This window comes from Marinomonas sp. IMCC 4694 (assembly GCF_008122525.1).
Lineage (GTDB): Bacteria > Pseudomonadota > Gammaproteobacteria > Pseudomonadales > Marinomonadaceae > Marinomonas.
In genome coordinates, this window is record NZ_VSRV01000001.1 from 2,779,283 (window position 1) to 2,802,028 (window position 22,746).

Consider the following 22,746-nt stretch of genomic DNA (forward strand, 5'->3'; position numbering starts at 1 on the left):
TCGGAGGTTATTGACGACTATTGCGCCATAAACGCTTCGATCTCGTGTCTTTCTTTTGGTAAGCCGTGAGTCAACACATAAGGGCCTTCAGCACGGATCAATACATCATCTTCAATGCGAATGCCTATACCGCGCCATTTTGCGTCAACCGATTGATTGTCAGCCGAAACATATAGGCCCGGTTCGATGGTCAACACCATGCCGGCTTCGAGCAAACGCGATTCACCGGCGATTTTATACGCACCACAATCGTGCACATCCAATCCCAGCCAGTGCCCAGTATTGTGCATGTAAAAATCGCGATATGCCTTGTTCTCGATCAGCGTATGCACCTCGCCATTTAATAAACCGTGTTTAACCAAACCGTGCGTTAACACTCTCACCGCCGCGTTATGACACGCTTCGTAAGGAGAGCCGATTGTCAGTGCTTCCATGCCCGCATAATAGGCATCGAGGACGACTTGGTACAAAGCCGCTTGCGGTTCGCTAAACTTGCCATTTGCCGGAAAAGTGCGGGTAATATCCGCCGCATAACAACCCAATTCGGCACCGGCATCAATAAGAACCAAATCGCCGTCGTTAATGGTGTCGTCATTTTTAATGTAGTGCAGCACGCAAGCATTGCGGCCCGATGCGACAATATTGTTATACGCAGGCTGTCGGGCACCAGACTTCATAAATACGTAATTTAACTCAGCTTCTAACTGGTACTCCTTCATGCCAGGCCGTACAGCACGCATAGCGTGCTTGTGAGCCTGAACACTGATTTGTGCCGCGGCCTCCATGATGGCAATTTCTTCCGCGTCTTTGCGTAAACGCATTTCCGCTATGCTGGGTGATAAGTCCATAAAGCGCGTGGGAGCTACCGCGCCAAGACGTGCACGGGTGGCAATGGCATCGCACCACGCCGCTATCTGCTCACGCAATAGGCGGTCATTAAATAAGTAAACCACGTGATCCGCGCCGTCTAACGCCGCTAACGCTAAGACATCAAGCTGCTCTAGCGGTGCGGCATCATAGGCACCAAAGGTCATCATGGCGCCTTCGGTACCAAAACGAAAACCATCCCACTGTTCTTTTTCAGCGTCTTTTGGCAAAGTGATCAAGGTGAGATCGCCCTCACCATGGATCAAAGCGTACGCACTGGGTTCTGGGAACCCCGTCAAATAAAAGAAACTGCTGTGGGCACGGAACTCATAATCGCAATCGCTATTGCGCGAGGCCAATTCCCCTGTACGAACCACCACCACGCTGTTGTCTGGTAACGATGCCATTAGGCGTGTGCGGCGTGCCTGATACGTTTGCGTGCTGATGTTCATAAAAACCTCGTCGAACTACTCAGTGAAAAGTTGTTTTTTGTGTGTGATCCACATCAGGGTTTATCTCATGGTATTCTGTGTACATCATCATCGCCGATAAACGCACATATTCCACTAACTCAGTGAGGTCGGCTTCGTTGTCGTTACTGTCTTCCAATGCTTGCATGTCTGCTTGCATCGCCGAAATGTTCGCGACATCACGCAAAATTTGCTTAGTTTCATCTGATAAGGCGTTTTTCTGCCCTGACAAACCATAACCCGCTAAAAAACCATGCGCCCACTGGGACAGAGTTGTACCACGTTCCGATAAGGCGGCATCTTCATCACAAATACTGGGCACTAAAGCAAACTCGCCATTTTGCAATAAGGTTAACGTCGACGTGTAAAGCGCCACCATCGCCGAACGGCTGGCGTCATCTTTCCACTCTTCAATATCGCAAAACTCTGCCACCATAGTGAGCCAGTCTTCCAATAATAAGGTCACGCCAGACGCTAAATAACCGCATAATTGGCCATGTAACTCTGAAGGAGACGCTACAATAGATTCGGTCACAAAGACATCCGCAAGGAGGTCAAAGTCCAACGCATCTTTTAGCATTTCTGTGGACATAAAATGTCTACCTGTTTTTCTCAAGTCAATTAAAAGGTTGCACTCAAACAAGAGCGTTTCACACCATTGACTAAAACGCTGTCATTGGCGCAGCCGCTCAATTAGCCAAGCTGTTTTAAGCCGGACTCAACGGTTTGTAGAATCAAAGTATTAATGGTCATCGGGCCCACGCCACCTGGCACAGGAGTATACGCAGCGACACGATCGACTAAGGGCGTTAGCTCAATATCGCCAACACCACCAGGGTGGTAGCCCGCATCGACCACAACGGCTCCGTCTTTGATCCATTCCGCTTTAATGAACTCGGGTTTACCAACCGCGCCAACAATTACGTCAGCCTGCTTCACAAATGTGGACAAATTTTGAGTACGAGAGTGGCAAATTGTCACGGTCGCATTGGCATTCAGCATCATCATCGCCATCGGTTTACCCAAGATAGGGCTGCGCCCCACCACCACCACATGCTTGCCTTCAAGGGCCACGTCATAAGCGTCAAGCAAGCGCATAATGCCCGCAGGTGTCGCTGCGCCATAGGCTGGCTCTTGCATGGCCATACGCCCAAAGCCATGACAAGTCACGCCGTCTACATCTTTATGAGCGGCAATGGCGTCGAAACACAAGCGTTCATCAATGTGCGCTGGCACAGGATGTTGCAATAAGATTCCGTGTACATCAGGGTTAGCGTTCAATTCATGAATTTTAGCCAATAGTTGGTCTGTCGTTGTGGTTTCTGACAATTCAATCGCCAGAGAATCCATACCGACACGACGACAAGCATTGCCTTTCATTTTTACGTAAGTGGCAGAAGCAGGGTCAGCACCGACTAAAATAGTCGCTAAAATAGGCGTGTGGCCGGTACGTTTTTTTAGCTCGGCAACTTGGACTTCTAAGCGAATGTCTGTGTCTTTGGCGCAAAGTTTGCCATCGAGAACCAATGCAGTCATGAATGAGCTCCAATAAAAAGAGAGTGCTGTAAAGAGGGAGGCGCATTATACCTCAAGTTTTACTGAGATACGTACGACAGCACGGGATAATCGTCAATATCACCAGCAAAAACGCCAACGGTGTCTAAGTAAAACGGATCAAACCGCATCTAAATAGTCGACCATCAGCTGCAAATTACGCTGACCGCGAAACTCATTCACATCCAATTTATACACCAAACGTGCTTGACTGGCATTGTGATTCGGCCATTTATTTACATCGACAAAAAAACAGATCGCGTCTAACAGCAAGCCACTACTCGGTTCACGCACCATGAGCTTGAGGTGCTTTTCCCCCACTATCCGCTGTTGCAAAATATCAAACACACCATCAAAACAAGGCTCAGGGAACAGCTGCCCCCACGGTCCAGACAAACGCACCTGCTCAGCGAAGCTCAAACTAAAATCTTCCGGTGCCAATGGACCATCAGTGAACAAGGTCGCCTCGAGCTGCTCCGGCGTTACCCACTCGGTAATAATCGCGTCAAACGCCAAACGAAATGCCTCGTAATGAGTCTCTTTGATCGACATGCCCGCGGCCATCGCGTGACCGCCAAACTTGCTTAATAAGAGCGGATAACGTTTGGCTAATAAATCCAGTGCATCGCGAATGTGCACCCCAGGAATGGAACGCGCCGAACCTTTTAATTCGTTTTCCCCCACTCGGGCAAACGCAATCACAGGACGGTGGCATTTTTCTTTCATCCGCGACGCAAGAATACCGATCACGCCTTGATGCCAGTCAGCATCGTAAAAACACATGCCGTTTGGCATCTCTTGCTCTTCGTCCAGTAAGGTGAGCAGCGCCAATTCGGCCTGCTCTTTCATGTCCGACTCAATCACTTTACGCTCGCGATTAAACTGATCCAGTTGCTGTGCATACTCACGCGCTTGGTGAGGATGTACCGCCAACAAACATTCGATCCCAACCGACATATCATCTAATCGCCCCGCGGCGTTGAGCCTTGGACCCACTACAAAACCTAAGTCAGAGGCTTTTAACTGAGTATAATCACGACGCCCCACTTCCAACAACGCCAAAATACCTGGACGCGCTAAACCCGCTTGAATGCGCTTTAACCCTTGCTGTATTAAAATGCGATTATTGGCGTCTAATGCCACCACATCGGCCACCGTACCCAAGGCCACAAGATCTAAATAATCGGCCATTTTCGGCTCGGGAATGTGTTGCTCAACAAACCAGTTACGCGCTTTTAGCTCGGCTCGTAAGGCCGACATCACATAAAAAATCACCCCAACACCCGCTAAGTTTTTACTCGGAAAACCACAACGGGGGTGATTTGGGTTCACGATCGCGTCCGCCATTGGTAGCGTATCACCTGGTAAATGATGGTCGGTGACCACCACTTTCATGCCATAAGCCTTGGCCGCCGCGACACCGTCGATGCTGGCAATACCATTATCGACCGTCACCAGCACATCAGGCGCACTTTTTTGTGCTACCTCGACGATCTCTGGCGTCAAGCCATAGCCAAATTCAAAACGATTGGGCACAAGATACTCTGGTGCCATTGCCCCCATGGCCTCTAATGCCAAGATACCCAAACTGGTGCTGGTGGCACCATCCGCATCAAAATCCCCTACAATAAGAATTTTATGCCCAGCTTCAATAGCGTCAGCCAAAATGGTCGCCGCCACCGTTAAATCAAACATAGATTCTGGGCGCAATAAGTGCGGCAGCCGATAATCAAGCTCTTGGTGGCTCGATACACCCCGAGCAAGAAAAATGCGCCGTAGACTAAAAGACATGTCCGTCGGCAAATCTTTATCCATGGCTTGTATTGGGCGACGCTTTATACGCATACTGATACTCAAAGAAAGAAAAAACTCACAGAAAAAATAAATAATAACGTACGACGCCATCAATATTACACAATTGCCCACGACAATAGCGCCTGTTGGTGACAGAGTATTTGGCAACATTGGCATTGCCTTTGCTAATACTCAACCACCGTGACAGCTTAGCGCTTTTACCAACAACCAACTCATTTAGGATGAAAAATGGCATTTTCTATTAAAACAAGATTAATTTTGATGGGCACCTTAGTTGCTGTCATTCCCACTATTATTGCAGGGCTTATTATAAGCCAAAATGCCGTCGATAAAGGCACAACTACCCTGTTAGAAAGCACGCAAAAACAATTAATCTTATCAAGAGACCTGACCGCTCAGTCGATTGAAAGCTATTTCTCTTTTATTGAAAAGCAAGCCACTAGTTTATCCAGCAACAACAGCACCATCGCCGCGGCAAACGCTTTTTCTAAGGCCTTCAGTAATTACCCCAGTACAGGTATTGAGACCAGCAAACTCACACATTATTATAAAAACCAGTATGACCAGAATTATAAAAACTTAAACGCGGGCCAATCAAGCCATTCTGACGACTTACTGGCCCAACTAAGCCCCACTGCAAAAGCCATTCAAACCACCTACATCGCTAACAACCCTTCTCCATTGGGACAAAAAGATGCGCTCACTTCTAGTCATGATGGAACCGCTTACGATGACGTACACAAAGTATTTCACCCCATGTTCCATCAGTTTCAGCAAGAGTTTGGCTTTTATGATGTTTTTATAGCCGATGCAAAAACAGGCCAAATTGTCTACAGTGTTTTTAAAGAATTGGATTTTGGCACCTCTTTACTGACCGGTCCCTATAAAAACACAGACATCGCAAGCGCCTTCAAAAAAGCCGTTAATGGTAAAACCCCGTCAGCCACTTACTTAACCGATTTTGCTCCTTATGGCCCGTCTTATAACGCAGCGGCGTCTTTTATATCATCCCCAATTTACGATGGTAACAAAATGATCGCCGTACTCATTTTTCAAATGCCTATTGATCGCATAGACAGCGTCATGGCACATAATAAAACATGGGAAAAAAATGGACTGGGCAGAACAGGGCAAACCTACCTCGTCGGTAAAGACAAAATCATGCGCAGCAATGAGCGTCTGCTGTTAGAAGATAAAGGGGCTTTTCTTTCTCAAGCAAAAAATTTAGGCCTATCAAGCGTCGCCCTCGACGAAGTTGCTAAGCGCGACACCACGATTGGCCTTATCAAAGTGGAAAGCCAAGCCGTAAACAACGCAATTACTGGAAAAGAAGGCTTCCTCATTGAGGACAACTACTTAAATACGCCTGCGCTAACCGCTTACAAACCCCTTAAAATACAAGATGTACAGTGGTTTATTCTCAGCGAAAGCCACCAAGCTGAAGCTTTTGAACCTATCGCGAACTTAAAAAATGCTATTTATACAACCTTGGTCATCATTTCGGTCATTGCCATCATTGTTGGCGCACTGCTCGGTTTGTTGCTGGCTAACATCATTGTTCGCCCCATCGACAACATGGTGAATTTGATGCGCAGCATTGCAGAAGGGGAAGGAGACCTTACGCAGCGACTTCCAACAACCAGTAACGATGAACTGACAGAACTCGCTAAAGGAATTAATCTTTTCATTAATCATATTGATAAAACCTTTTCTTCTGTTCTTTCTTCTGTCGTGCGGCTAAAGCCTATTTCCGAAGATATGGCCGATGTGAACTCGAAGCTCTCCCTGGCCACCGAGCAACAAAAAACACAAGCCGCCAAGGTCAACGACTGCTTATCTGAAACCAATGACGCCACTAAAAAGGTGGAACAGGAGCTTGAGCAAATCAATAAGGCATCAAAACAAGGCAACACGATTGTGAATTCAAGCAGTCAAGTGGTTAACCAAGTGGCCACCACGATGGAAGAGCTTTCGATCGACATTACTCAAACCGTAGAGGCACTGTCTAAACTGAAAGGTGACACGGATCGCATTGCCGGCATTATCGATGTTATCAACAGCATTGCAGAACAGACTAATTTGTTGGCATTAAACGCAGCCATCGAGGCAGCCCGTGCCGGTGAAGCTGGCCGAGGCTTTGCCGTTGTTGCGGATGAAGTCCGCTCGCTGGCCTCTAAAACACGCCAATCCACGGATGAAGTCGCCAGCATGGTCGGCGCAATCCAAAACGGCACACTTGAAGTTGTCAAGCGAATGGAAAACAGCAAAACCAATGCAGAACAATCCTCTTCTCATGTTAAAGACGCCACCCAATCCCTGTCCTACGTGCAAGATGCAATGGACACGATCTCAGATAAAGTAACACACATTGCCAACGCGATAACGAGTCAACAACATAACTTCCTAGAAGTCACAGCTCATTATGATGAAATGAGAAACAGCTTTGTTCGAATCAACGAGCAATCTGAACGCTCAACTTTGGTTGGCAAGGACGTTGTTAAGTTGTCAGACAATGTGATCGCCCACATCAACCGCTTCCAAGTCACTGATAACAGTTGGTCATTAAATAGAAGATATAAGATAAGAAACGAGTCTGAATAATCACCGCTCTGTAGTACTTCTTAGAAACAGCGAGGTACTACAGTGATCACTTCAGGTTATAAGAAGACAACACTAACACGCTTTGCTTTGATTACGCCCCGTACTTTTAGCATGATATAAACGTGTATCCGCTAATGTGATGGCCTCTCGCAAGCTGGTTTGTTGATTTACTTGAGCCAGACCTACGCTCAATGTGACCTTAAATACCTGTTGTGCATAGTCAAACGAATACGCTTCTATGCTTTGACGAATGAATTCAGCACGTTCAAAAGCTTGGGCGTCATTACAATCAAAAACAGCGATTAAAAACTCTTCGCCACCCCACCGAGAAGATAAATCTTTATCAGACAGCGACGTTTGAATAATATGACCAAGCTGAGTTAATACATAATCTCCCGCATCGTGCCCATACTGATCATTTACTCGCTTGAAATAATCTACATCGGCTAACAAAAGGTGGTATTTCTGTTTGGATACTGAGGCCAATCGCTCTAACATGCCTCGTCGGTTTAGCAACCCTGTTAACGCATCAGTGTAAGCAAGAATTTTTAACTTATCTGACGTCTCTTTGAGTTCAAGGTTAAATCGGGATGTCGAGTATTCGTAAATACCAGAAAGAAAGATCACCACCACAAAAGAAAAAAGAATTCTCGATTTTAAGGATTCATGATAACCAAACTCATCGAAATGACTGTCCATAAAAAACATCACAAAAGCCAAAGCGAAGGTGAAAAAACACATTTCAATCAACCCTCGCTTAAAACCATTCAGAAACAACGCCACCGCGGGCACACAATATACCCAAACATGGCCCGTTCCATTAACCCCACCCGAATAAACTAAATACACCATTAGGATATACAAAGGGTAAATAACAAATTTTCCTGAAACTGCATGATTATGGGTACGTCTCAAGTACGCGTGATTAGCCGCATACAACAAAGCAATGGACAGCAAGACAACACCCAACAGAGGCTTATCACCAAAAAGAGACATAAGCCCAAGAGGAAAAGCAAACAGGACACCAACACTGGTGAAAAGATTGATGATTAAGACTCGACGAATATCATCAGAAAAAACCGAGACGGAGGTGCCAACAAAAAAACAAGTAAGCCAAGAAAACCGTGACGCGCGATCTTTCCCGGTTTGGGGCGCAGCACCGCTAGATTTTATGTCCATGTACCTGCTCCAAACGATAAAATTTCATAAAACCGAATACTCTAACAATCAGATCATTTTATAATCATACTCAGTTCTGTTATGCCGAGATACTCTATTTTTCGTTTATCAGATAGGGTACAAGCGCGATAACAACACAGGGACTACGGTTTCTACTTTTAAAATACGATCACCAAGATGCACCGCTTGCATACCGGCTTCGAGCCACTTATCTACCTCAAATTCATTCCACCCCCCTTCTGGACCTAGCGCCAATACCGACGGCTGCTGAATATCAACCGGACAGCGCGTCGCTTGATAAGGGTGGGCTAACAACCCAACTTTACCTTCCAATATGCTTGGTAATTGGTCCTCAACAAACGGACGAAAACGGGGAATCAATGACCATTTAGGCATCACCGTGTCTTTGGCTTGCTCCAACCCCTCAAACAAACATTGCTCAATGGATTCCATCTGCAAAACAGGGCTTTGCCAGTAACTCTTTTCTACTTTGGCCGAGTGAATTAAATACACGTCCTTCACCCCCATCGCCGTAATATTGTGCAAAGTGCGCTTGAGCATATTAGGACGCGGCAGCGCCATAACCAACACCATCGGCAAGGGCGACGGAGCAGAAGAAAAGAGGTTTAACGAGTGCATATAACCTGGCTTGTCGTCTCTAGGCGGCTCATAAACCCCTTCACCCATACGGCCATTCAACACGCCTACCTTCAATACCGCACCCGGCTCCGCTTTAATCACTTTTGTAATATGAGCTTGTTGGCGAACACTTAACACAAACTGGCCAGTGACTAAAATATTACGAGGGTCGAGTAAGATACTATTCATAGAAAAAACAGCTGCGTTAGGGGTTGGAATAAAAAGAAACGGCCAATCATAGATTGGCCGTTATACACGGTTTCTGCGAGGGAATTCAGCTAAAGACTAAATGTTTTTCGCCACAAACGCCTGAACATCGCCCAAGCGGTTATCTAACACTGTATAAGATTCTTCACGCTCAAAAAGGTCTTTCATGTGCTCAGGTAAAGCAGGAGTATCACAGCCCGCCTTTTCAACCGCCTCTGGGAATTTTACCGGATGCGCGGTGGCCAAGGTAATCATAGGCACGGTCTGATCTTTCCAACAATGACGAGCTGCTTCAAGCCCGATCGCCGTATGTGGATCAAGCAAGTATTGTGTTTTAGCAAACACATCGGCAATCACGTCACAGGTTTTCTGATCGTCTACTTTGTAACTGTCAAAATTTTCTTTTACAAAAGACCATGCTTGATCGCTCAAAGAGACATCGCCTTTATTAAAACGCGCCATCAAATCATCAATCACCACGCCATCGCGACCATGAGCATCGAACAACAGACGCTCGAAGTTGCTTGACACCATGATGTCCATACTGGGCGACAAGGTGACATTCAAAGACTGGCGACTCATGTCATTTTCAGCGATCACGCGATGCAAAATATCGTTCTGGTTCGTCGCAACCACAAGCTGATCAATTGGCAGTCCCATTTTCTTCGCCAAGTAACCAGCAAAAATATCGCCGAAGTTACCTGTTGGTACAGAGAATGACACCTTACGGTGTGGCGCGCCAACCGACAAAGCAGAAGAAAAATAGTAAACGATCTGAGCCATGATACGGGCCCAGTTAATCGAGTTAACCGCACCTAACTTAGCACCTTTCAAGAAAGACTGATCTGCAAAGCTAGATTTCACCATGCCTTGACAATCATCAAAGTTACCTTTTACCGCGATGTTAAACACATTGTCATCAATAACCGTGGTCATTTGACGACGTTGTACTTCCGATACGCGCTGGTATGGATGCAAGATGAAAATATTCAAATGCTCTGAATGACGGCAACCTTCAATCGCCGCAGAACCAGTGTCACCTGATGTGGCACCAAGGATGACTAGCTTTTCTTTACGCTCAGACAGAACATAATCCATCAAACGACCAAGCAACTGTAAGGCAAAATCTTTAAACGCCAAGGTTGGACCACGGAATAACTCTAGTATCCATTCGTTGTTACCAACCTGAACCATAGGCGCGATGGATTCGTGATTGAAGCTGGCATAAGCCTCATCAATCATGTTTTTAAACGCATCCGCAGGAATATCGCCTTCAACAAAAGGCCACATCACTTTAAAGGCCAACTCTTGATAAGACAAACTTGCCCAAGAGGCGATTTCTTCTTTGCTGTATTGAGGCAAGGTTTCTGGCACATATAAGCCGCCATCGTTCGCTAAACCTGCCAATAACACGTCACCAAACGACAGAACAGGGGCTTTGCCACGGGTAGAAATGTATTTCATAAAATAGTGTCTCTCTTACGCCAAGTTTTCAACACGAATGCGCTGTACCGTTCCTGCCACATCCGGCAAGGCTTCAATCGCCGCAATGGCCGCGTTCATATTGCGCTCTTTCACATCATGAGTCATCACAACCAAAGGCACCAACTCGCTACCCTCACGTTCACGCTGAATCAAAGACTCAATGCTGATGTCGTTGTTCGATAAAATTTGCGTGATGTTCGCCAATACACCGGCGCGGTCTTTGATCGTCATGTTCAGAAAAAAACCACACTCAATCTCTTCCACTGGCAAAATATCCACGCCAGACAATGCGTCAGCTTGGAACGCCAAATGTGGCACACGATTGGTCGGATCTGCGGTTAGTGTGCGCGCTACGTCTATCACGTCAGCAATCACAGATGAACCAGTGGGTAACGCACCGGCACCAGCACCATAAGTTAACGTTGGCCCGACCACATCGCCTTGCACCATGATGGCGTTCATCACACCGTTAACATTGGCCAATAATTGCTTATGTGAAATCAACGTCGGATGCACACGCAGCTCAATGCCCGCTTTAGAGCGACGCGCAATACCTAAATGCTTAATGGCATAACCAAGATCATCGGCAAACGCCACATCTTCAGCGGTGATTCGGCTGATTCCTTCTGTGTAGGTTTTCTCAAACTGCAACGGAATACCAAACGCAATCGATGCCAAAATAGTCAATTTATGTGCAGCATCTATGCCTTCAATATCAAAAGTCGGATCAGCTTCGGCATACCCTAATGCTTGAGCTTCCGCGAGCACATCTTCAAAATTGCGACCTTTTTGGCTCATTTCGGTCAGAATAAAATTACCGGTGCCATTTATAATACCAGCTAACCATTCAATACGATTCGCAGACAAGCCTTCACGGATTTGTTTGATAATAGGGATACCGCCAGCTACCGCGGCTTCAAACGCAACAATCACGCCTTTTTCTTGAGCCTTAGCAAAAATTTCATTGCCATGCTCAGCAATCAGAGCTTTATTGGCGGTGACCACGTGCTTGCCATTCTCTATAGCAGTCAGTACCAACGCTTTCGCCACCGTAGTGCCACCAATGAGCTCAAGAACAATATCAATCTCTGGGTTATTCACCACATCGAAAATATCACGAGTTACATTTATACCGGTGGTATCACATGCATCATTATCACGACGAGCGCCCACTTGCTCAATCGCAATACGGCGACCTACGCGTCGTGTAATCTCTTCAGCGTTGTCGCGAAGAATATTAAAACTGCCGGACCCCACTGTACCAAGTCCACAAATTCCGACTTTTACCGGTTTCAAAACAATACCCCACAGAGATGATTTAACATTTAAGTCATTCAGCGCCTTACTAGGCATTTTACTGAATGATAGATTCGCTCATTATAGCGCCAGTACGGCTCAAACCCAACGTAGAAAAGGCTGAAGAAGCAGCATGTTTGGTGAAATATTTTGCAATAAGACTACAATCCAAGTCGTTTTATTAGCTCAGCCGCTGGCAAATAACCCGGTAAAAAAACCCCGTTCTCTAATACTATGCTCGGCGTACCTCTTACCCCCACTTCATTGCCTAACTTAAATTGATCTGCGACGGGATTAACACATTTATTTTCAGGAACACTCGCCCCCAATTTTGCTTTCGACAACCATTCTTTAGGATTATCTGAACACCAAACACTCACCATTTTCGTATACACGTCTGATCCAACACCCGCTCTTGGATAAGCCAAATAGCGCACCGTTACACCGGCTTCGTTGAGTATCGGCACTTCTTTGTGAAGCATTCGACAATAGCCACAGTCCACATCGGTAAAAACGGTAATATGCGCTTTTTCGTTGTTGGCTTTGTAAACGATCATATCGGATTCTGGCAACACTTCTACTTTGGACAACTTCGCTTTTTCGGTTTCATTTTCAAGATTTGTTTTGTTGATACGAAATAGATCACCTGCAACAAAGTACTTACCGTCTTGAGTGACATGCAGCGTAGGACCATTTTTTAAGTCAACAATGTACAAGCCGGAGCCTTCGTGCAATTCAGCTCGGTCCACTTCAAATTGCGGCAAGGCCGCTCGAACCGCGGATAAAACAGAGGATTCATCAGCAAACAAGGTGCTTGAAAAGGAAAGCAACAACACATTTAAGATGGTAGTGCGAGAAAACAGACCAAGAACGTTCTTCATGAGAGCCTCAATGACAAAATATAAGTGTCCATTAGGCCATACGAGGTGGGGGAAGTTCCATTAAAAAATGTCACAAAAAAAGGCGACTCGCGTCGCCTTTTTTAAATAAGAAAAATTAACGTTTTGCCAATTTCTCTTTGATACGTGCAGATTTACCAGAACGCTCGCGTAGGTAGTAGATCTTAGCTTGACGCACGTCACCGCGGCGTTTAACTTCGATGCTTTCAACCAAAGGGCTGTACGTCTGGAAAGCACGCTCAACACCAATACCGCTGGAAATTTTACGAACGGTAAAGGCTGAGTTAAGGCCACGGTTACGCTTAGCAATAACAATACCTTCATAGGCTTGTAGGCGCTCGCGTGAACCTTCTTTAACTTTAACTTGAACGACAACAGTGTCACCAGGACCGAAGGCTGGGACATCTTTTGTCATCTGTTCAGCTTCAATTTGCTGAATCAGTTTAGTTTTATTACTCATGGATGTGACTCCTAATGATATGGTTTATTATCAGCATGAAGGTTCTTCTTTCTGATAATCTCGCAATTCCTACTCTGCCGAGGTTGAATCTTCAGTTTCGCGAATAAACTCTTCTAACAACGACTGCTGTTCCTTGTCCAACTCAAGGTCTTGCAGAAGGTCTGGCCGGCGCTGCAAAGTTCTTACGAGCTTTTGCTTCAAACGCCAGCGCCTGATCTCCTCGTGGTTGCCACTAAGTAACACTGATGGCACAGGTTCACCATTCAATATTTCGGGGCGAGTATAATGCGGGCAGTCCAACAGACCATCAGAAAATGAATCCTCATCCGCCGATGCTTGCTTTCCCAGCACTCCTGGTACCATACGAAATACAGCATCCATGAGCACCATAGCCGGCAACTCGCCACCGCTTAGGACAAAGTCGCCAATGGACCATTCTTCATCAACCTGCGATTGAATCAAACGTTCATCAACGCCTTCATAGCGACCTGCTACCAGAATAAATTCTGCTTGCTTAGCAAGTTGCTGCACACCTTCTTGCGTTAGCGTACGCCCTTGAGGGGTCAGATAAATAACTTTTGCGTTCGGCACCAATAATTTGGCGCTGTCTATCGCATCTTTGAGAGGCTGCACTTTCATGAGCATCCCTGGACCACCACCATAAGGTCGATCGTCGACTGTTTTATGTTTGTCGTGAGTAAAATCGCGAGGATTAAAAAAATCCACTTCGATCAACCCAGACTTGATGGCTCTGCCAGTTACACCGTATTGGGTAATGGCCTGAAACATCTCCGGAAAGAGCGATATAACGCTAACCTTCACGTTGTGACCTCAGCTTATCTGTTTAAAATTCTGGATCCCAGTCAACGACCATTTCCTGACGCTCTAAATCAATGTTTAAAACGTAAGTACCTGGAGCATAGGGAATCAATCGTTCTTCACGATCAAAGCTACCTTCACACGCACGGACAACAACTACATCATTCGCACCGGTTTCCATCAGTTGAGAAACCGCCCCCAAAAGGATACCCTCTTTGGTAATAACCCTCAGACCTTCCAGTTGACTCCAGTAATAATCACCTTCATCCAGTTCTGGCAATTCTGCTGCATCAATATAAACGTCCATACCGCAGATATCTTTTACTTGATCCCTGTCGCTATAACCCTTAACTGACGCGACCAAACCACGCCCTTGCAGACGACCTTGGCTTAACTCAATGGCTTTCCACCCACTAGGGGTTTTCAACCACCAATGCTTGTAATCAAAGATTCCTTGCATTGGGTCGGTATGGGAATATAACTTTACCCACCCTTTAACACCGAACACGGATGTAATGCGTCCAACGACAAGAGCTTGCTCAGGAGCAGCCGCTTGTTTTAATGTAGACATAGCATTACCTCAGTGTTAAGCGCTTTTGCTAGCATCTTTTATAAGCTGCGCAGCACGGTCAGAAAGTTGAGCGCCTTGGCTAACCCAATGATTTACGCGCTCTAAATCCACACGTAAACGCTCTTCTTGACCACGAGCAACCGGGTTAAAGAAACCCAAACGCTCGATATAACGACCATCACGTGCACGACGGCTATCAGCCACGTTCAAATGATAGAATGGGCGCTTTTTAGAGCCACCACGAGAAAGACGAATAGTTACCATATGATTGGTTCCTTATTGCTTAACGAAACACCCCTTGCCGAGTCGAATTTTTGACTCATACTACAAGAAGGCGGCATATTCTAGTCGATAAACTAGAAAAACAAAAGGACGAATCACTCGCCCTTTCACTTTTATTAGAAGTTTTTTCAATCCTCCAATAAAAACAAAGAAATACTAATTCAAATTATGAGGCTAACGACCTCCTGGAAAACCACCAGGCATCATTCCACCCAGCCCACGCATCATTTTCTGCATGCCACCTTTGGCGGTCATCTTCTTCATCATTTTCTGCATTTGCTTGTGCTGTTTGAGCAATCGATTCAAATCTTGAATCTGCAAGCCTGCCCCCGCTGAAATACGTTTTTTGCGTGATCCATTAATCACATCGGGATTACGACGCTCTGCCCTTGTCATAGAATTAATCAAGGCTTCCATTTGAACAAACATCTTGTCATTTACTTTGTCTTGAATATTGCCCAGTTGCCCCATACCAGGAAGCTTGTCTAACATGGAACTCATTCCGCCCATGTTTTTCATTTGCTGCAGCTGCTCTTTAAAATCCTCTAGATCAAAGCCTTTGCCTTTCTTCAGTTTTCCAGCCAGCTTTTCTGCTTTATCTTTATCAATCTGCTGTTCGGCTTGCTCAATTAAGGACAACATGTCACCCATACCAAGTATGCGCGACGCCAAACGATCTGGATGGAAAGGCTCTAAAGCATCGGTCTTCTCACCCACGCCCAAGAATTTAATTGGCTTACCGGTGATATGACGAACCGACAAAGCCGCACCGCCACGGGCATCACCGTCTGTTTTCGTTAAGATAACACCGGTCAAAGGCAACACATCACCAAACGCTTTTGCGGTGTTTGCTGCATCTTGCCCGGTCATGGCGTCTACCACAAACAAGGTCTCGATTGGATTCACCGCCGCATGCAAGGCTTTTATTTCAGCCATCATGTCGTCATCGATAGCGAGGCGACCTGCAGTATCGATAATCAAAACGTCTTTGTGGGCTTTTTTCGCATAATCGATGGCATTGTTGACAATATCGATTGGCTTCTGCGACAAATCACTCGGAATGAAATCCACACCAACTTCGCCTGCAAGGGTCTCAAGCTGCTTAATGGCCGCAGGACGATAAACGTCGGCACTCACAACCGATACCGATTTTTTCTCACGCTCTTTTAGGTATTTAGCCAGTTTTGCCGCCGAGGTGGTTTTACCGGCTCCTTGCAAACCAGCCAGCAAGATGATCGCCGGACGAGCAACACGAAGGTTCAGTCCATCGTTGGCTTGGCCCATCACATTTTCAAGTTCCTGCTTAACGATCTTCAGGAAAACTTGACCAGGACTTAAGCTTTTTGATACCTCAGTACCAATGGCACGTTCTTTAACCGCAGCAATGAAATCTCTGACCACGGGCAAAGCAACATCGGCCTCAAGCAGCGCCATGCGTACATCGCGCAGTACTTCCTGTATATTATCTTCAGTAAGTTTCGCTCGCCCTCGAATACGATCAAGCGAAGAAGTTAAACGATTCGATAAATTGTCGAACATATAGCCCTCAAATTTTAGCTCTTAATGGAAAAAACCTACGGTTTCAGTTTATCCAAGGTGAAATTGCCTCTATTATAACGGATAAATGATTACCACCCTATACCTTTACCCTGCGGAACCTTTAGTTTCATGACTCAATTATTGTTATGGCTTGCTTGCATTGCGTGTTTAATGGCCGGCGCAGCGTATTTTTTACGCCCCAAGAACGCAACGACTCATTATATCGGTGTCATTGCTATCATTGTTCACACAGCCTCATTAATACAGCTACTATTAAGCCACGATGGATTTACCTTTCTCACCATAGGCCTGTTAATTGCACTTATTGGCAACAGTCTTCTGTGGCTAAGTAACCGCAGCAAAGACCTATCTTTGTTGCTGGGCACCGCCTTTTCTTTAGGGGCCATTGTTATTGCGCTCAATGCAATTAACCCTTGGGACCTTACACAACTGCGCAGCAACTCTTGGGGAACAAGCGCTCACATTCTTATTGCTTCCGTCGCTTACAGCTTATTTACGGCGGCCTGCGGCGTTGGCATTCTACTGGCAATGCAAGAATACCAATTAAAACACCACAAATTAAAACAATTATTAAGAGTGCCGCCACTGCAAACATTAGAGCAAGTCATGTTTGAGTTTATTTGGGCGGCCTTCATTCTACTGACCTTAACGATTGCTACTGGATTTTACTTCATCGAGGACATGTTTGCTCAACACCTGGTGCATAAAACCTTCTTTACTATGGCATCATGGTGCGTATTTTCCGGACTACTAATAGGACGACATTTCGCCGGCTGGCGCGGACAATTAGCCGTAAAATTGACCGTTAGCGGTTTCTTTTTGTTGATGTTAGGCTACTTTGGCAGCCGAATTGTATTGCAAATTTTACGACACGGATCAACGATGTCATAAAGTATGTTTGACACTCACAACGTAAGAACCAATAATCAGACCATATTAACCGTTGAGGCGATCCTTTTTTGAACGAAGTACCTATCAGTGTTCTTAGTGGAATACTTGCTTGTCTTATCTTACTTTCTGCTTTTTTTTCGAGTTCCGAAACGGGTATGTTATCGATTAATAAATATCGACTCAAACACCTAGTCAAAAACAAGAACAAATCAGCCATAAAAGTAAGCTCTCTCCTAGAACGACCAGACAGACTGATTGGCGTCATTTTAATTGGGAACAACTTTGTAAACATTCTCGCTTCTGCGATTGCAACCATTATCGCCGTGCGCATATGGGGAGACGCTGGCGTTGCCATCGCCACCGCCGCCCTCACGATGATTGTGCTAATTTTTGCGGAGGTCACACCCAAAACACTGGCGGCCATCCACCCTGAAAGAATCGCTTTCCCGGCTTCTTGGGTACTCGCTATATTATTAAAAGTGCTTTACCCGTTGGTGTTTTTAGTTAACACCATTTCTAACGGCTTATTGCGCTTAATTGGTGTTAATGCAGCACAAAATAATCACAACACTCTGGACTCTGAAGAGCTCAGAACCGTGGTCAATGAAGCCAGCGGCCTTATCCCTGCGGCCCACCAAGAAATGTTAATTTCCATTCTTGATCTTGAAAAAGTGTCTGTCGAAGACATCATGATCCCACGCAATGAAGTCATCGGTATCGACATTGAAGACTCCATTGAAGAGATCATTGAACAAATTTGCCAAAGCAGACACACACGAATGCCCGTTTATAACGGTGAAATCAACAAGGTCATTGGCATTCTACATGCTCGTCATGCGGCGGTGTTTTTACGCGACCCAACACCATCTAAAGCAGCACTATTGAAAGCTACGGTGGAACCATATTTCATCCCAGAAAGCACATCACTCAACACTGTGCTGCTAAACTTCCAAAAAGATCACCAGCAAATGGGCATTGTCGTAGATGAGTACGGTGATGTTCAGGGCATTGCCGCACTGGAAGACGTATTAGAAGAAATAGTAGGCGAATTCACGCCGCCTACCCAAGATGAAGAAGAAGAGATCCAAACCCTCGATGACGGCTCTTTCAGAATTGAAGGATCAACTCATATTCGAGAAATCAACAAAACACTTAATTGGCATTTGCCGACAGATGGACCAAAAACACTCAACGGCCTAATCATAGAAACACTGGAATTCATCCCTGAGCACCCCATCAGCTTGTGGGTTGGCCATTACATGATTGAAATTCAAGCCATCGAAGACAAAGTGGTTAAGTACGCCAAACTTCAGTTAAAACGGTAAGGAAATGCTATGAGATATTGTCCGCAATGTGGTCATGCTGTTCATATGTGCATTCCACCGGGTGACAATCGCACTAGGGCTGTTTGCCCTAGCTGTGAATTTATTGATTACGATAATCCAAGGATCATCACTGGGACATTGCCCCTTTATAAGGGAAAAATACTTTTGTGTCGCCGAAACATTGAACCACGCCTTGGGTTTTGGACGCTACCCGCAGGCTTCATGGAGAACAAAGAAACCACCTCAGAAGGCGCACTCAGAGAGACATTGGAAGAAAGCGGGTCTGTGGCAATATGCAAACAAGCTTTTAGCATGATCAGCATTCCGCACATAAATCAGGTTCACCTGTTTTATCTTGCCGAGCTGGAACAAGATGATTTTCATGCTACAGAAGAAAGCTCAGAGGTATCCCTGTTTGCCTTAGAGGATATTCCTTGGGATGAGCTGGCGTTTAGCAGCGTTACCAAAACGCTCTCTTTGTTCATAGAGGACCACAAAAAAGGCCATTATGGCTTTCATGAAGACACTATTTTTCTAAACAATACCTACGAATAACCAAACGCATTTCACAGAATAACGGACGAAGCATTACCACAAACTCGCTTGCTCTTGACTACTTGGCAAAACCAATGTCGACTGGTAACCAGGACTTAGGCGCTGAATTTTTTGATCCAACATCGCTGCCAATGTCGGTGCGGCTATATTATCGGATGAATGCACAAACACAAATGGCGACAAGCCCTTGTCTAGCCACTGAACTAGCTTCACCGCCCACTGATCCAGCCAAACCTCATTATGCAATACATCTGGATGACCAATAAACCGGACCACAGGATACTCCGCTGTTGCAATAGGATGACAGGGAACTCTTGGTTTTTTGCTTTGCGCGTCTCTCAAACTGTCACAATAGGCCGCTGTCGAAAACACAGGACGCGAATCCATGATTACCCTATTGACACGACGCGACGCCAATTCGGATAAAAATCTCGCCTCGTTACCTTCCCCCTTATCAAAATACGACAAATTTCTTACTTCTACCGACAGCGGCGAAGACAAGCACCACATATCACACAAGGCGAGTATTCTCTCCAAAAAACGCTCATCCACTGTGGCGGGAAATTGCAACATAGTTGGCCCCAACTTCGGCACTAAAGGCTGCAACGAGCCAATAAACATCAACCAATCATGCTTAATATCCTGCCAAGGTCGATCCGCCATCCTATGTGTCACTGACTGTGGTGCCTTAAAACAAAATCGAAAACCCACCGGCACAGCATCAAACCAGCGCATCAGCTGCTCCGATTCCACGGTAGTATAAAACGTACTTCCCACCTCGACGGTAGAAAAAAAATCCGCATAGCACCCTATCCGCTGAGCCGCCGACAAAGAACTTGGGTACAACCAATTCACCCACGCCGGATGTTGCCACTGAGCCATGCCGTAACCAATACTCATACAGAGGCGTCTCGATACACTATACTATCGACAAAATAAGTTTTCTCTCCACCTTCTAGGCGAATACTCACCTCATCACCCTCCTGCTTTTTTAACAACGCACGGGCAACAGGCGAATCGATACTAATATAGCCAACATGGTGATCCAGCTCATCTGGCCCTACAATACGGTATTCTTTGCACTCACCAGCTTCGTCTTCCAGCGTTACCCACGCCCCAAAAAACACTCGTGTCAGGTCGCTTGGTAAACGATCCACCACGGTACAAACATCTAATCGCTTTTCAAGGTAACGTACACGACGATCAATGTCGCGCAACTGTCGCTTTCCGTATTGATATTCTGCATTTTCAGAACGATCGCCTTGAGCCGCCGCCTCACGAACCGTCTCCGTCACAGCGGGACGCTTTTCTTTCCAAAGATATTTTAGTTCTGCCAGTAAAGTCTGAGCACCTTCTTGCGTGATATAGGCAGATTTTGGCGGTGAAGGTGGACGATATCGACTCATAACACATCACTCAACAATCAACTAAAAATAAACAAAAATGCCGCCAAACAAGCGCTCGACGGCATTCACTTTTACAGCACAGTTAAATCAACGCAGCCCCACTCAATACACTAGCCCTATACACAAAAAAATGGTCGAAATACTCATGACTCCTGTTTATGAACATGCACGTCCATTTGAGGGTAAGGGATACCCACGCCTTGCTCATCAAAAGTGTATTTGATTTTTTCCAGTAGATCGGCTCGAACCGTCCAGTAATCTCCAGAGGCAACCCAAGGACGTAGGAAAAAATTCACCGAACTGTCCGCAAGTTCTGATACTGCAATCAAACACTTAGGGTCTTTTAGAATGCGCTCATCGGCACTAACAATCTCTTCCATAATCTTTTTCGCCAAGCGAATATCAGCGTCGTAGCTGATGCCTACAACCAAATCCAAACGACGAGTCGTCTCACGAGAAAAATTCACAATAGAACCATTCATAACAGAAGAGTTCGGAACAATAATAACTCGATTATCCGGCGTTCTAAGATAAGTATGAAACAACTCAATCCGATTGACTGTGCCCATTTGACCACCGGCATCGATAAAATCGCCAGAACGAAACGGACGCAATAAAATGATTAACACACCGGATGCAAAATTAGACAACGACCCCTGAAGTGCAAGACCAACAGCCAAACCTGCCGCACCTAATATAGCAATGAAAGACGTTGTCTCTACACCCACTTGACCCAGCGCCATGAGCGCGATTCCCGCAAACATTAGAGCATAGAGAATACTTGAGGCAAAACCAGCAACCGCTTGATCTACAGAAGCTTTTAATAGTCGTTTTTCACACCAATGGGCCACTTTACCGGCAACAAACTTACCCATAAAAAATATAACAAGACCAATAGCCAAATTGATCACACTGTCTACTAACCAAGGCATCATATCCGCACCTTGGTTAAATAAAGTTTCTATTTCATTCATAATACTTTGATCCTTCTCTCTTCCATTTATAGTAAATCAAATTAAACAGTCTGATTTATGCAGCCACTCATCGTACAACGACTCCAGCAGATCCACTCCTTGCTTGTTGAACACCATACAAAGACGGCCCTCTCTACGCTGTGTACCTTTTACACCACTCTCATCTATCAGCGAGCATTGCTCGCGCAACGCGTCTAACGCATCGTTTCCTCGAACACTCATACCAATAAAAGCATGCCACTCACACTCAGGCAAGCGTCCATGTATAGCCTTGCCAAGCAAATCTACGCATTGACTCTGGGTAAAGTTATAATAGGGTATTTTGGACTGGTGACGTATAAAAAACACCATTAACGCCACTAACAGAAAAAAGAAACTGACGATCGATAACAATAATTCCAGCATTAGGATGTGAAGTCGTGCGCCAGTAATGCCACTCGAGCCCGTTGCAACTGACCATGAAACTCCGTTTCATAACGATCCATTTCGAGTCGATACTTGATTCGTGCAGGTTTTGGTAATTCCCCCCACTGCTCATGAGTCGGAATATGCTGTGTTTTTTCGGTCAGTATGTAAAACGCTGAAATATCTGCATGCGCTGAGAAATCTTCCCTCAACTGGTCAAGCAAAAGCTTAATTCTGATGCTCGCCTCAATCCAACTCAACTCATCGGTACCAACAACTTTCAAAAGCACGTTAATACTGTCGATTCTCTTTTGTCGCTCCTCTTGGAACCGTATCTCACCGGCACGGATTCTTGCTTCCCTTGCTTGATTCCGCTTGAGCTGACGAAAAATACACCAAAGCGACACCGCGATCACAATCACGGAGCCGATTAAAAACACTAAAAACGCAGTAAAAGACATATAAGGTCCTGTCAATTAAAATCAA

The 22,746-nt window shown here is 45.6% G+C and carries 23 protein-coding genes; 4 read left to right on the forward strand and 19 right to left on the reverse strand.

Annotated elements, in window-relative coordinates; translation table 11 throughout:
- Positions 1-17: 17 nt before the first annotated feature.
- The 4 genes from FXV75_RS12595 to recJ all read right to left on the reverse strand — a co-directional run bounded on the left by FXV75_RS12595 (position 18) and on the right by recJ (position 4,736).
- Entirely contained in the window at positions 18-1,319 is a 1,302-nt protein-coding gene (locus FXV75_RS12595) for an aminopeptidase P N-terminal domain-containing protein (RefSeq protein WP_148833878.1), read from the reverse strand.
- 19 nt (positions 1,320-1,338) lie between these two features.
- A complete protein-coding gene (locus FXV75_RS12600; protein ID WP_148833880.1) occupies positions 1,339-1,929 on the reverse strand; it encodes a UPF0149 family protein in 591 nt (196 codons plus the stop codon).
- A gap of 101 nt (positions 1,930-2,030) precedes the next feature.
- On the reverse strand, positions 2,031-2,873 hold the full coding sequence (folD, locus tag FXV75_RS12605) for a bifunctional methylenetetrahydrofolate dehydrogenase/methenyltetrahydrofolate cyclohydrolase FolD (protein WP_148833882.1): 843 nt from the start codon (positions 2,871-2,873) through the stop codon (positions 2,031-2,033).
- 138 nt (positions 2,874-3,011) lie between these two features.
- A complete protein-coding gene (recJ, locus tag FXV75_RS12610) occupies positions 3,012-4,736 on the reverse strand; it encodes a single-stranded-DNA-specific exonuclease RecJ (RefSeq protein ID WP_148835409.1) in 1,725 nt (574 codons plus the stop codon).
- Positions 4,737-4,934: 198 nt separating this feature from the next.
- On the opposite strand from recJ, the gene FXV75_RS12615 reads away from it, so the two are divergent.
- The gene (locus tag FXV75_RS12615) at positions 4,935-7,307 is read left to right on the forward strand and encodes a methyl-accepting chemotaxis protein (protein ID WP_148833884.1); all 2,373 of its coding nucleotides are present in this window, start codon (positions 4,935-4,937) and stop codon (positions 7,305-7,307) included.
- Between the two features lie 72 nt (positions 7,308-7,379).
- Here FXV75_RS12615 and FXV75_RS12620 read toward each other — a convergent pair whose 3' ends face one another.
- From FXV75_RS12620 to ffh, 10 genes are all read right to left on the reverse strand, one after another.
- A complete protein-coding gene (locus FXV75_RS12620; RefSeq protein ID WP_148833886.1) occupies positions 7,380-8,486 on the reverse strand; it encodes a GGDEF domain-containing protein in 1,107 nt (368 codons plus the stop codon).
- A gap of 108 nt (positions 8,487-8,594) precedes the next feature.
- Positions 8,595-9,314, reverse strand: a complete 720-nt coding sequence (locus FXV75_RS12625) for a 16S rRNA (uracil(1498)-N(3))-methyltransferase (protein ID WP_148833888.1) — start codon at positions 9,312-9,314, stop codon at positions 8,595-8,597.
- Positions 9,315-9,410: 96 nt separating this feature from the next.
- The gene (gene thrC, locus FXV75_RS12630; protein ID WP_148833890.1) at positions 9,411-10,796 is read right to left on the reverse strand and encodes a threonine synthase; all 1,386 of its coding nucleotides are present in this window, start codon (positions 10,794-10,796) and stop codon (positions 9,411-9,413) included.
- 15 nt (positions 10,797-10,811) lie between these two features.
- The gene (locus FXV75_RS12635; RefSeq protein ID WP_148833892.1) at positions 10,812-12,113 is read right to left on the reverse strand and encodes a homoserine dehydrogenase; all 1,302 of its coding nucleotides are present in this window, start codon (positions 12,111-12,113) and stop codon (positions 10,812-10,814) included.
- A gap of 161 nt (positions 12,114-12,274) precedes the next feature.
- Positions 12,275-12,994 carry a thioredoxin fold domain-containing protein gene (locus FXV75_RS12640; protein ID WP_148833894.1) on the reverse strand — a complete coding sequence of 240 codons (720 nt, stop codon included), beginning with the start codon at positions 12,992-12,994 and terminating at the stop codon, positions 12,275-12,277.
- Positions 12,995-13,109: 115 nt separating this feature from the next.
- The gene (rplS, locus tag FXV75_RS12645) at positions 13,110-13,472 is read right to left on the reverse strand and encodes a 50S ribosomal protein L19 (protein ID WP_148833895.1); all 363 of its coding nucleotides are present in this window, start codon (positions 13,470-13,472) and stop codon (positions 13,110-13,112) included.
- Between the two features lie 69 nt (positions 13,473-13,541).
- A complete protein-coding gene (gene trmD, locus FXV75_RS12650; protein ID WP_148833897.1) occupies positions 13,542-14,294 on the reverse strand; it encodes a tRNA (guanosine(37)-N1)-methyltransferase TrmD in 753 nt (250 codons plus the stop codon).
- Positions 14,295-14,316: 22 nt separating this feature from the next.
- Positions 14,317-14,862 (reverse strand): ribosome maturation factor RimM, encoded by a 546-nt coding sequence (gene rimM / locus FXV75_RS12655; protein WP_148833899.1) that lies wholly within the window; start codon positions 14,860-14,862, stop codon positions 14,317-14,319.
- Between the two features lie 15 nt (positions 14,863-14,877).
- A complete protein-coding gene (gene rpsP, locus FXV75_RS12660; RefSeq protein ID WP_148833901.1) occupies positions 14,878-15,126 on the reverse strand; it encodes a 30S ribosomal protein S16 in 249 nt (82 codons plus the stop codon).
- 192 nt (positions 15,127-15,318) lie between these two features.
- Entirely contained in the window at positions 15,319-16,683 is a 1,365-nt protein-coding gene (gene ffh, locus FXV75_RS12665; protein ID WP_148833903.1) for a signal recognition particle protein, read from the reverse strand.
- A 129-nt stretch (positions 16,684-16,812) separates the two neighbouring features.
- Between ffh and FXV75_RS12670 the strand changes: the two genes are divergently transcribed.
- The 3 genes from FXV75_RS12670 to FXV75_RS12680 all read left to right on the forward strand — a co-directional run bounded on the left by FXV75_RS12670 (position 16,813) and on the right by FXV75_RS12680 (position 19,475).
- Complete coding sequence (locus tag FXV75_RS12670; RefSeq protein ID WP_148833905.1) at positions 16,813-17,595, forward strand: inner membrane protein YpjD; 783 nt, start codon at positions 16,813-16,815, stop codon at positions 17,593-17,595.
- Positions 17,596-17,663: 68 nt separating this feature from the next.
- The gene (locus tag FXV75_RS12675; RefSeq protein ID WP_148833907.1) at positions 17,664-18,920 is read left to right on the forward strand and encodes an HlyC/CorC family transporter; all 1,257 of its coding nucleotides are present in this window, start codon (positions 17,664-17,666) and stop codon (positions 18,918-18,920) included.
- A gap of 9 nt (positions 18,921-18,929) precedes the next feature.
- Positions 18,930-19,475 (forward strand): NUDIX hydrolase, encoded by a 546-nt coding sequence (locus tag FXV75_RS12680; protein WP_148833909.1) that lies wholly within the window; start codon positions 18,930-18,932, stop codon positions 19,473-19,475.
- Positions 19,476-19,508: 33 nt separating this feature from the next.
- On the opposite strand, the gene FXV75_RS12685 is transcribed toward FXV75_RS12680, so the two are convergent.
- The 5 genes from FXV75_RS12685 to FXV75_RS12705 all read right to left on the reverse strand — a co-directional run bounded on the left by FXV75_RS12685 (position 19,509) and on the right by FXV75_RS12705 (position 22,721).
- Complete coding sequence (locus FXV75_RS12685; protein ID WP_148833911.1) at positions 19,509-20,375, reverse strand: DUF72 domain-containing protein; 867 nt, start codon at positions 20,373-20,375, stop codon at positions 19,509-19,511.
- Positions 20,372-20,881, reverse strand: a complete 510-nt coding sequence (gene greB / locus FXV75_RS12690) for a transcription elongation factor GreB (RefSeq protein WP_148833913.1) — start codon at positions 20,879-20,881, stop codon at positions 20,372-20,374. Before greB ends, FXV75_RS12685 begins: the two co-directional genes overlap by 4 nt.
- Before the next feature lie 143 nt (positions 20,882-21,024).
- The gene (locus tag FXV75_RS12695) at positions 21,025-21,855 is read right to left on the reverse strand and encodes a mechanosensitive ion channel family protein (protein ID WP_148833914.1); all 831 of its coding nucleotides are present in this window, start codon (positions 21,853-21,855) and stop codon (positions 21,025-21,027) included.
- 36 nt (positions 21,856-21,891) lie between these two features.
- Entirely contained in the window at positions 21,892-22,260 is a 369-nt protein-coding gene (locus FXV75_RS12700) for a hypothetical protein (RefSeq protein WP_148833916.1), read from the reverse strand.
- Positions 22,260-22,721 carry a DUF2489 domain-containing protein gene (locus tag FXV75_RS12705; RefSeq protein WP_148833918.1) on the reverse strand — a complete coding sequence of 154 codons (462 nt, stop codon included), beginning with the start codon at positions 22,719-22,721 and terminating at the stop codon, positions 22,260-22,262. The genes FXV75_RS12700 and FXV75_RS12705 overlap by 1 nt, the downstream gene beginning before the upstream one ends.
- Positions 22,722-22,746: the final 25 nt, after the last annotated feature.

What these genes read in the sequence shown, in the direction of transcription:
- FXV75_RS12700 (WP_148833916.1), bottom strand. Translation starts at nt 22,260, where the DNA reads ATGCTGGAATTATTGTTATCGATCGTCAGTTTCTTTTTTCTGTTAGTG.
- ffh (WP_148833903.1), bottom strand. Translation starts at nt 16,683, where the DNA reads ATGTTCGACAATTTATCGAATCGTTTAACTTCTTCGCTTGATCGTATT.
- FXV75_RS12695 (WP_148833914.1), bottom strand. Translation starts at nt 21,855, where the DNA reads ATGAATGAAATAGAAACTTTATTTAACCAAGGTGCGGATATGATGCCT.
- FXV75_RS12600 (WP_148833880.1), bottom strand. Translation starts at nt 1,929, where the DNA reads ATGTCCACAGAAATGCTAAAAGATGCGTTGGACTTTGACCTCCTTGCG.
- FXV75_RS12685 (WP_148833911.1), bottom strand. Translation starts at nt 20,375, where the DNA reads ATGAGTATTGGTTACGGCATGGCTCAGTGGCAACATCCGGCGTGGGTG.
- FXV75_RS12620 (WP_148833886.1), bottom strand. Translation starts at nt 8,486, where the DNA reads ATGGACATAAAATCTAGCGGTGCTGCGCCCCAAACCGGGAAAGATCGC.
- greB (WP_148833913.1), bottom strand. Translation starts at nt 20,881, where the DNA reads ATGAGTCGATATCGTCCACCTTCACCGCCAAAATCTGCCTATATCACG.
- rpsP (WP_148833901.1), bottom strand. Translation starts at nt 15,126, where the DNA reads ATGGTAACTATTCGTCTTTCTCGTGGTGGCTCTAAAAAGCGCCCATTC.
- FXV75_RS12625 (WP_148833888.1), bottom strand. Translation starts at nt 9,314, where the DNA reads ATGAATAGTATCTTACTCGACCCTCGTAATATTTTAGTCACTGGCCAG.
- recJ (WP_148835409.1), bottom strand. Translation starts at nt 4,736, where the DNA reads ATGCGTATAAAGCGTCGCCCAATACAAGCCATGGATAAAGATTTGCCG.
- thrC (WP_148833890.1), bottom strand. Translation starts at nt 10,796, where the DNA reads ATGAAATACATTTCTACCCGTGGCAAAGCCCCTGTTCTGTCGTTTGGT.
- FXV75_RS12640 (WP_148833894.1), bottom strand. Translation starts at nt 12,994, where the DNA reads ATGAAGAACGTTCTTGGTCTGTTTTCTCGCACTACCATCTTAAATGTG.
- FXV75_RS12680 (WP_148833909.1), top strand. Translation starts at nt 18,930, where the DNA reads ATGAGATATTGTCCGCAATGTGGTCATGCTGTTCATATGTGCATTCCA.
- rimM (WP_148833899.1), bottom strand. Translation starts at nt 14,862, where the DNA reads ATGTCTACATTAAAACAAGCGGCTGCTCCTGAGCAAGCTCTTGTCGTT.
- FXV75_RS12705 (WP_148833918.1), bottom strand. Translation starts at nt 22,721, where the DNA reads ATGTCTTTTACTGCGTTTTTAGTGTTTTTAATCGGCTCCGTGATTGTG.
- FXV75_RS12595 (WP_148833878.1), bottom strand. Translation starts at nt 1,319, where the DNA reads ATGAACATCAGCACGCAAACGTATCAGGCACGCCGCACACGCCTAATG.
- folD (WP_148833882.1), bottom strand. Translation starts at nt 2,873, where the DNA reads ATGACTGCATTGGTTCTCGATGGCAAACTTTGCGCCAAAGACACAGAC.
- FXV75_RS12670 (WP_148833905.1), top strand. Translation starts at nt 16,813, where the DNA reads ATGACTCAATTATTGTTATGGCTTGCTTGCATTGCGTGTTTAATGGCC.
- FXV75_RS12615 (WP_148833884.1), top strand. Translation starts at nt 4,935, where the DNA reads ATGGCATTTTCTATTAAAACAAGATTAATTTTGATGGGCACCTTAGTT.
- rplS (WP_148833895.1), bottom strand. Translation starts at nt 13,472, where the DNA reads ATGAGTAATAAAACTAAACTGATTCAGCAAATTGAAGCTGAACAGATG.